Here is an 8438-nt window from a genome sequence, read left to right on the forward strand (position 1 = left end):
AGGGCGCTTCCCCAGCACGGCCGCGGCGGCCTTGGCATCGAGGCCGACCACGACCCGCAGCACCACGGCCTCGGCCTGGTCACGCGGCAGTGTCGCGATCAGCGCGAGCGCCGCGCCGGTGGCCGTCGCCTCGATCGCCGCGTCCGCGGTGTCGTCGGGAGCGGCCCGCTCGGGGAACCATTCGGCAGGCGCGTCGGCCACCAGACGACGGCGGTGGTGCCGCAGGTGGTCCAGCGCCCGGTGCCGCCCGATCGTCGCGGTCCAGGCCCGGAAGCCGTCCAGGTCACCCCGGAACGAGGCGAGGTCCCGGGTGATCTGCAGCCACGCCTCCGAGGCGACGTCCTCGGCGTCCTGTCCCACCAGGACCCGCAGATAGCGGCACAGCCCGGGCTGCACCGCCCGGTACAGCGCGCGGAAGGCGTCCTCGTCACCACGCTGCGCCCGTTCGAGGGCGCCGTCCAGCACCGGCTCCACCGGCGCGCGCCCACCACGGAAAGGGACCGAATCGAGCACCAAACGCATCCTTTGCGGTCTGCCCCACCGCGTACGTCCGGGTCATCATGGTCCATCGGCCGGGCCCGCGACAGCCCGCCCCACCGCTGCGCTCAGCCGCCGATCTTGGACGGGTGCGCCGCCAGCGGCGTGACCTCGATGTCCATGAAGGGGAACAAGGGCAATCCGGACAGCACCGCGTGCAGCTCGTCGTGGTCGGCGACGTCCAGGATCGAGAAGTTGGCGTACTCCCCCGCGATCCGCCACAGCTGGGGCCACTTGCCCGCCTTCTGAAGCTGCTGGCTGTACGCCTTTTCGCGCGCCACGATCTCCGCGCGCGCGGCCGGGTCCAGGTCGGCGGGCAGGCGGACGTCCATGCGGACGTGGTAGAGCATCAGGACCGCTCCGGGTCCAGGACGAAGCAGTACTCGATGGCCTCGCCGCCGTCGACGGCGCGCGGGTCCAGCAGCAGTTCCGGCTTGACCGCCGAGGCGATGTCGTCGTCGTTGTGCTCGTCGCCCGGGAAGTACAGCTGGGCGGTCAGCAGCTCGTGACCCGGGGCGGACACCTTGACGTGCAGGTGCGCCGGGCGCCAGGCGTGCCAGCCGGCCGCCGCGATCAGCTTGCCGCAGGCACCGTCCGTCGGGATCTGGTACGGCGCCGGGCGCACCGTGTGGATCTCGAAGCGGCCCGCGTCGTCGGCGGTGAAGGAGGCGCGCAGGTTCCACTCCGGGATGCCCGGCGCGAACTGGGAGTAGAAGCCGTCGGCGTCGGCGTGCCACAGCTCGACCTTCGCCCCGGCCAGTGGGGAGCCGTCGGTCGAGGTGACCTGGCCCGTCCAGGTCAGCGGTGTGCCGGGCTCGTCGTCCCGCGTCGGGACCGACCCGCGCGAGCCCTGCTCGGGAGCGTCGGGGACGTAGTACGGGCCTTCGATGGTGCCCTTGTTGCCTTCGCGGTGCTCGGTGGCGACCTCTTCGACGACGTGCTCGACCCAGACGTCGAGGAACAGCGGCCATTCGCCGTCCTCGCCGACGGCGATCAGCCACGCCTTGAGCGCGTTGTACTCGTCGTAGGTGACCTTGTGCTTGCGGATCGTGGCGTGCACGGCGTCCAGGACCTCCCGCGCGAGCAGGCTGACGCGCTCGGGCGGGGTCCCGGCGACGCCGGCGAACTTGTCGCTCTTGAAGCGCTCGGTGGCGTTGGCGCCGGAAGCGGCGGCCGTGGCGGTGGCGGTCATGAATCCTCCTTGATTCGGGGGTCAGCGGTCCTGGCGGTAGTGCCGGAGCTTGTCGGGGTCGATCGAGACGCCGAGGCCGGCGCCGGGGCGCACGGCGAGTTCGCCGTCGCTGATGCGGAGCGGCTCGTCCAGCAGGTCGTCGCTCATGTCGAGGAAGTTGGACAGCTCCCCGGCGCGCCGTGAGGTCAGCTCGTACGCGGCCCCGAAGGCGACCGTGCACAGGGAACCGAGCTGGCCGTCGATCTGGTTGCCCATCACGACTTCCAGGCCGAGGCCCTCGGCGAGGTGGTGGGTGCGCTGCGACCGCGTGAAGCCGGTGCGCGCGGTCTTGATGCTCACCGCCGTCGCGGACCCGCCGAGGATCTCGCGGGTGACGTCGGCGGGTGTCACGGCCGACTCGTCGGCGATGAACGGCACGTCCAGCCGCTGCACGAGCCAGCGCCGGCCCAGGACGTCGTCGGCCGGGCACAGCTCCTCGGCGAAGAGCAGATCGAGGTCGGCCATCTCCTTCATCGCCCGCGCCGACTCGGCGGCGGTCCAGCCGCGGTTGCCGTCGACGTACAGGTCGGCGCCGTCGCCGAAGTGCTCGCGCAGGGCCCGCACGACCGCGGTGTCCAGCGACGCGGGACGGCGGCCCACCTTGACCTTGAACGTCGTGATGCCGTGGGTCTGGCGCATCCGCTCGGCCTCGGCGACCATCGCCGCGGGCTCGTCGAACCCGAGCATGTGCGCCACGCGCATGCGGTCGGTGTAGCCGCCGAGCAGCTCGGTCACCGACACGTCGAGACTGCGCCCGAGCGCGTCCCAGATCGCCATGTCCACGGCCGATTTCGCGGTCGGGTTGCCGACCGTCCTGGACAGTCGCGTGTGGACGGTCTCGCGGTCGGGCAGGCTCAGCCCGACGACCTGCGGCGCGAAGATCGAGTCGATGACGGCGACGATCCCGGCCTGGGTCTCGCCGTAGGTGAACGGCCGCGGGGGCGCCTCGGCCACGCCCACGACGCCGTCGTCGGTGTGCACCCGCACGAGGACGTGCTCGGCGGTGCGCACCTCGCCGGAGGCGAACCGCAGGGGCTTGCGGTACGGGATGGCGAACGGGATCGCCTCGACGTGCGTGATCTTCATCGGCGGACCTCCGAGGGTGGCCGGACGGGCGGGAAGACGTCCTCGAGCGCGGCGAGGACGGTCGAAACGACCGGGGACCGGGTTTCGCGGTGCCAGGCCAGCGCGAGCTCGACGCTCGCCGCACCGGCCACGTCCCGGAAGACCACGCCGGCCAGCGGCAACGACCGCGCCGAGGCGGGCACGACGCCGATCCCGAGGCCGCCGGCGACCAGCGCGAGCAACGCCGCGGTGCCGGGCGCCTCGTGCTGCCGGCGCGGGGTGAAGCCCGCGTCGCGGCAGCTGCGCGCCACCGCCTCGTGCACCACCGAGTTGCGCCCGGTGTAGGTCACCAGCGGCTCGGCGCGCAGGTCGGCCATCGCCACCACCGGCTCGACCGCGAGGCGGTGGTCGGCGGGGACCGCGAGGACGAGCGGCTCGACCTCGATCACGCGGAACTCGATGTCGTCCCCGGTCACCGGCGGCCGCAGCACCCCGATGCCGAGCGTGCCGGACCGGAGGAGGTCGCACTGCTCGGCGGTGAGCAGGTCGGCGCGGACCTCCAGCTCGACCTGCGGCACCCGCTGCGCGAGCGCCCTCGCCAGGTGCGGCAGGTGGGAGAACGCGGCGGTCCCGGTGAAGCCGATCCGGACCAGGCCGAGCTGCCCCTCGCCGATGCGCCGGACGCCGCGCACCCCGGCGTCGACCGCGGCGAGCACGTGCCGCGCCTCGGCGAGGAAGAACTCGCCCGCCGGCGTGACGCTGACCTGCCGCGTGGTGCGGGCCAGCAGGGCCACGCCGAGCTCGTCCTCCAGCTGCCGGATGGCGTGCGAAAGCGCCGGCTGGGCGATGTGCAGCCGCTCGGCGGCACGGCCGAAGTGGCACGTGTCGGCGACGGTGGCGAAGTAACGCAGGTGACGCAGTTCCACGGTGGGCCTCCTCCCGGTGTCGCCGATCTCCTCACGGTAAGGAGCGAGCTGATCGAAGACAAAGACCTGATGTCGAGTGATCCATAAACAGTAGCTATCAATGGCACCCTGGGTCAGGTCTAGGCAGATGTCCGGTGTGACCGGGCGCACGAGGTGTCATGGTTCGAGCCATGACCGAGATGCTGGAGCACGTTTCCGCCGTCGTCGCCGACGCCGTCGTCGAAGACCCCGAAGCCGGCGTGTACCGCGCCAACCGGCGGATCTTCACCGACGAAGAGGTCTTCGAGCTGGAGATGAAGCACATCTTCGAGGGCAACTGGATCTACCTCGCCCACGAGAGCCAGCTGCCGAACCCCGGCGACTACTTCACGACGTACATCGGGCGCCAGCCGGTCGTCATCACCCGGGACGCCGGCGGCGAGCTGCACTGCCTGATCAACGCCTGCGCCCACCGCGGCGCGATGGTCTGCCGCCGCAAGACCGACAACCGGACCACGCTGACCTGCCCGTTCCACGGCTGGACGTTCCGCAACGACGGCAAGCTGCTCAAGGTCAAGGACCCCGACGGCGCCGGCTACCCGGAAAGCTTCGACACCGGCGGTTCGCACGACATGACGCGCGTCGCCCGCTTCGACTCCTACCGCGGCTTCCTCTTCGGCAGCCTCAACCCCGACGTCACGACGCTCGACGAGCACCTCGGCGACACCACGAAGGTCATCGACATGCTCGTCGACCAGTCCCCCGACGGCCTGGAGGTGCTGCGCGGCGCGTCGACCTACACCTACGACGGCAACTGGAAGGTCCAGGCCGAGAACGGCGCCGACGGCTACCACGTCACCGCCACGCACTGGAACTACGCGGCGACGACCGCGCGCCGCAACACCGGCGAGTCCAAGAACGACACCAAGACCCTCGACGCGGGCAGCTGGGGCAAGTCCGGCGGCGGCTACTGGTCCTACCCCAACGGGCACCTGTGCCTGTGGACGTGGGCGGGCAACCCGCAGGACCGTCCACTGTGGAACCGGATGGCCGAGCTGAAGGAGAAGTTCGGCGACGCCAAGGGCGAGTTCATGGTCCGCGGTTCCCGCAACCTCTGCCTGTACCCGAACGTGTACCTGATGGACCAGTTCTCCACCCAGATCCGGCACTTCCGGCCGATCGCGCCGGACAAGACCGAGGTCACCATCTACTGCATCGCGCCCAAGGGCGAGAGCGCCGACGCGCGGGCGTGGCGGATCCGCCAGTACGAGGACTTCTTCAACGCCTCCGGCATGGCCACCCCGGACGACCTGGAGGAGTTCCGCTCCTGCCAGCTCACCTTCCGCGCCACCGCCGCGCCGTGGAACGACATGAGCCGCGGCGCGCAGCACTGGCTGACCGGCCCCGACGAGGTCGCCGAGGCGCTGGACATGAAGGGCGTCATCTCCGCGGGCCGGAAGAACGAGGACGAGGGCCTCTACCCCGTCCAGCACGGGTACTGGCGCGAGACCATGCGGGCCGCGATCGCCGCGGAGCGAGGAGAAACCCGATGACCACGGCCGAAAAGACGATCACCCGGCACGACGTCGAGCAGTTCCTCTACCGCGAAGCCCGCTACCTCGACGACCGCGAGTTCGAGAAGTGGCTGGAGTGCTACGCCGACGACGTCGTGTACTGGATGCCCTCCTGGGGCGACGACGACCTGCTCACCGAAGACCCGCGGACGTCGGTCTCGCTCATCTACTACCCGAACAAGGGCGGCCTGGAGGACCGGGTGTTCCGCATCCGCACCGAACGCTCCAGCGCGACGTCCATCCCGGAACCGCGGACCAGCCACAACATCACCAACGTCGAGCTGATCGAGCGGCGCGGGGACGTCGTGGACGTCCGGTTCAACTGGCACACCATGTACTTCCGGTACAAGACCGTCGACCCGTACTACGGGACGTCGTTCTGCACCATCGACTTCTCCGGGCCGGCGCCGCTGATCCGCCGCAAGACCGTGGTGCTCAAGAACGACTACATCCACCACGTCGTCGACGTCTACCACATCTGAGGTCCGCCATGACGCTCCAAGGAGCCCCGTATCAGGTGGCACTGTCCTTCGAGGACGGTGTCACCCGGTTCATCGAGTGCGCACCGGACCAGACCGTCGCGGACGCCTCCTACCGCCAGCGCATCAACATCCCGCTCGACTGCCGCGACGGCGCGTGCGGCACGTGCAAGGCGTTCTGCGAATCCGGCGAGTACGACGGCGGCAGCTACATCGACGACGCACTCACCGCCGACGAGGCCGGCCGCGGGTACGTGCTGCCGTGCAGCATGAAACCGAAGTCGGACCTGGTCCTGCGGATCGCGAGCACGTCGGCGGTCGCCAAGACGCAGGCCGCGACGTACCCGGCGACGGTCGTCTCGCTCGACCGGCTCTCCCCCACGACCGTCGCGGTCACGCTCGAGACGCCGGAGCGGGACAAGCTGGCGTTCCTGCCCGGGCAGTACGTCAACATCGCCGTGCCCGGCACCGGGGAGTCCCGGTCGTACTCGTTCAGCAACGCCCCCGACGACAAGCACCTGACGTTCCTGGTGAAGATCACGCCCGGCGGCGTCATGTCGGAGTACCTGACCGGCCGGGCCCGGATCGGCGACGAGCTGACCTTCACCGGCCCGCACGGCAGCTTCTTCCTGCGGGAGACCGAACGCCCGGTGCTCCTGCTGGCCGGTGGCACCGGGCTCGCGCCGATCCTGTCCATCCTGCGCACCCTGCGGGCGGCCGGCTCCACGCGGCCCGTCCACCTGGTCTACGGCGTCAGCACGGACGACGACCTCGTCGAAGTCGAGACGCTCACGGAACTGGCAGCGGGGATCGACAACTTCACCTGGGACCACTGCGTCGCCGATCCCGGGAGCACCGCGCGCCACAAGGGGTACGTCACCACCCTGATCCGCGACGAGCACCTGCACGGCGGCGACGTCGCGGTCTACCTCTGCGGCCCGCCGCCGATGGTCGAGGCCGTCCGCACCCACTTCGCCGACGCCGGGTTCGAACCGACCGGCTTCTACTACGAGAAGTTCGCCCTCGCCGCGACGCCGCCGCGTCCCTCACCTGATCCCGTCGTCGTGCCCGAGCCTGTGGTGGAGCAACCGGCCGCGAGCCGCAGCGTGGCCGGGCAGGACCTGTTCCCCGCCCTCGCGGTCACGCCCCTACGCGCGGGAACACCGCTCTCGGCCACCGCCGAAGCCGCCGTCGCCCGGACGATCGCGGGGCAGGACATCTTCCCGGCACCACCGGAGGCCGGCCACTACGAAATCGGCGAAGAACACCCGTCGGTGCACGAGTCGGACGCCGTGTTCGAGGCGCGGCAAGCCCTCGAGCTGGGCGCGGTCGAGCTGACCATCGGGCGGCTCGACTCGCGGCAGCTGGCAGGCTACCGGCTGCTCGCCGAGTCGGCCGTGCCCTGTGTGGACGGTGACCGGTTCGTCGACGCCGCCGCCTACACCGAAGCCAACGCGGCCTTCCACGACTACCTGTTCACCCTCACCGGCAACGAGCACCTCCTGCAGGCCTACCGCGCCCTCGGCGTCAAGGGGCACATGGAGACCACCCTGCGCGACGCCACCTGGTGCCACCCGCGCTGCACCCGGGACCACCTCGACATCGTGACCGCCTTCGAACTCGGCGACCGGGCGGCCGCCCGCCGGGTGATCGCCGAACACGCGGACCGCTCGAAGCAGACCACCCGCCGGGCGATGGCCGCCGAGCCCGCGCGGCCGGCCTTCGTCACGCCGGGCCGGTTCGACGGCAAGGTCGTCGTCGTCACCGGCGCGGCCCAGGGCATCGGCGAGCGGACCGCCCGCCGGATCGCGGCCGAAGGGGGTTCGGTCGTCCTGGCCGACCGCTCGGACCTGGTCGCAGGCGTGGCCGGCGAGCTGGCGGGGGAAGCCGTGGTCGCCGACCTGGAGACGTGGGAGGGCGCGCAGGCCGTGGTCGAGGCGGCGCTCGCCCGGTTCGGGCGGATCGACGTGCTGGTCAACAACGTCGGCGGGGCGATCTGGTTCAAGCCGTTCACCGAGTTTTCCCCGGCGGAGATCGAAGCCGAGCTGCGCCGGTCGCTGCTGACCACGTTGTTCGCCTGCCGGGCCGCGCTGCCGTCGATGGCCGCGGGCGCGGTGATCGTCAACGTCTCGTCGGCCGCCACCCGCGGCATCCACCGGATTCCGTACTCCGCGGCGAAGGGCGGGATCAACGCGATCACCGCTTCCCTCGCCCTGGAGTGCGCCGACGCCGGGATCCGCGTGGTCGCGACCGCCCCCGGCGGCACCGAGGCACCGGCCCGCCGCGTCTCCCGCGGCGGCTCGGCGCTGGCGACCGAGCGGGAACAGGACTGGTTCCAGGCCCACATCGACCAGACGCTCGAGTCGTCACTGCTCAAGCGATACGGCACGCTGGACGAGCAGGCCGCAGCGATCGCGTTCCTGGCCTCCGACGAGGCCTCTTACGTGACCGGAACGGTCCTGCCCGTGGCCGGAGGCGACCTCGGCTGAACCCGCGTGAGGTGGACGTGACACTGCTGATCGGGCGAGCGGAACTCGTGGCCGGGCTGGAGCAGCGCCTCCAGGCCGGCCGCAACCGCTTCGTGCTGCTCGCCGGGCCGCCCGGGATCGGCACGTCGGCCGTCGCCGAGCACCTCGCGCGGCGCCAC

Annotated in this window: 8 protein-coding genes; 3 read left to right on the forward strand and 5 right to left on the reverse strand. The window is 71.2% G+C overall.

Annotated elements, in window-relative coordinates; genetic code table 11:
• The 5 genes from G3I65_RS54145 to G3I65_RS54165 form a co-directional block, all read right to left on the reverse strand.
• The coding region (locus G3I65_RS54145; RefSeq protein ID WP_203612760.1) for an RNA polymerase sigma factor at positions 1–513 on the reverse strand (513 nt) is incomplete at its 3' end.
• A 92-nt stretch (positions 514–605) separates the two neighbouring features.
• Positions 606–887, reverse strand: a complete 282-nt coding sequence (catC, locus tag G3I65_RS54150; protein ID WP_160704182.1) for a muconolactone Delta-isomerase — start codon at positions 885–887, stop codon at positions 606–608.
• On the reverse strand, positions 887–1729 hold the full coding sequence (gene catA, locus G3I65_RS54155; RefSeq protein WP_160704184.1) for a catechol 1,2-dioxygenase: 843 nt from the start codon (positions 1727–1729) through the stop codon (positions 887–889). Before catA ends, catC begins: the two co-directional genes overlap by 1 nt.
• Positions 1730–1750: 21 nt before the next feature.
• Positions 1751–2854 (reverse strand): mandelate racemase/muconate lactonizing enzyme family protein, encoded by a 1104-nt coding sequence (locus G3I65_RS54160; protein WP_160704186.1) that lies wholly within the window; start codon positions 2852–2854, stop codon positions 1751–1753.
• Positions 2851–3759 (reverse strand): LysR substrate-binding domain-containing protein, encoded by a 909-nt coding sequence (locus tag G3I65_RS54165; protein ID WP_160704188.1) that lies wholly within the window; start codon positions 3757–3759, stop codon positions 2851–2853. Before G3I65_RS54165 ends, G3I65_RS54160 begins: the two co-directional genes overlap by 4 nt.
• 170 nt (positions 3760–3929) lie before the next feature.
• Here G3I65_RS54165 and benA point away from each other — a divergent pair, with 170 nt between their 5' ends.
• The 3 genes from benA to benC are packed head-to-tail and all read left to right on the forward strand — an operon-like array spanning position 3930 to position 8280.
• The gene (gene benA / locus G3I65_RS54170) at positions 3930–5291 is read left to right on the forward strand and encodes a benzoate 1,2-dioxygenase large subunit (RefSeq protein ID WP_160704190.1); all 1362 of its coding nucleotides are present in this window, start codon (positions 3930–3932) and stop codon (positions 5289–5291) included.
• Positions 5288–5794 carry a benzoate 1,2-dioxygenase small subunit gene (benB, locus tag G3I65_RS54175; protein WP_160704192.1) on the forward strand — a complete coding sequence of 169 codons (507 nt, stop codon included), beginning with the start codon at positions 5288–5290 and terminating at the stop codon, positions 5792–5794. The genes benA and benB overlap by 4 nt, the downstream gene beginning before the upstream one ends.
• Positions 5795–5802: 8 nt before the next feature.
• Positions 5803–8280, forward strand: a complete 2478-nt coding sequence (benC, locus tag G3I65_RS58120; protein ID WP_160704193.1) for a benzoate 1,2-dioxygenase electron transfer component BenC — start codon at positions 5803–5805, stop codon at positions 8278–8280.
• The last annotated feature ends 158 nt before the right edge of the window (positions 8281–8438 follow it).

It is taken from the genome of Amycolatopsis sp. SID8362, from assembly GCF_010550475.1.
Lineage (GTDB): Bacteria > Actinomycetota > Actinomycetes > Mycobacteriales > Pseudonocardiaceae > Amycolatopsis > Amycolatopsis eburnea.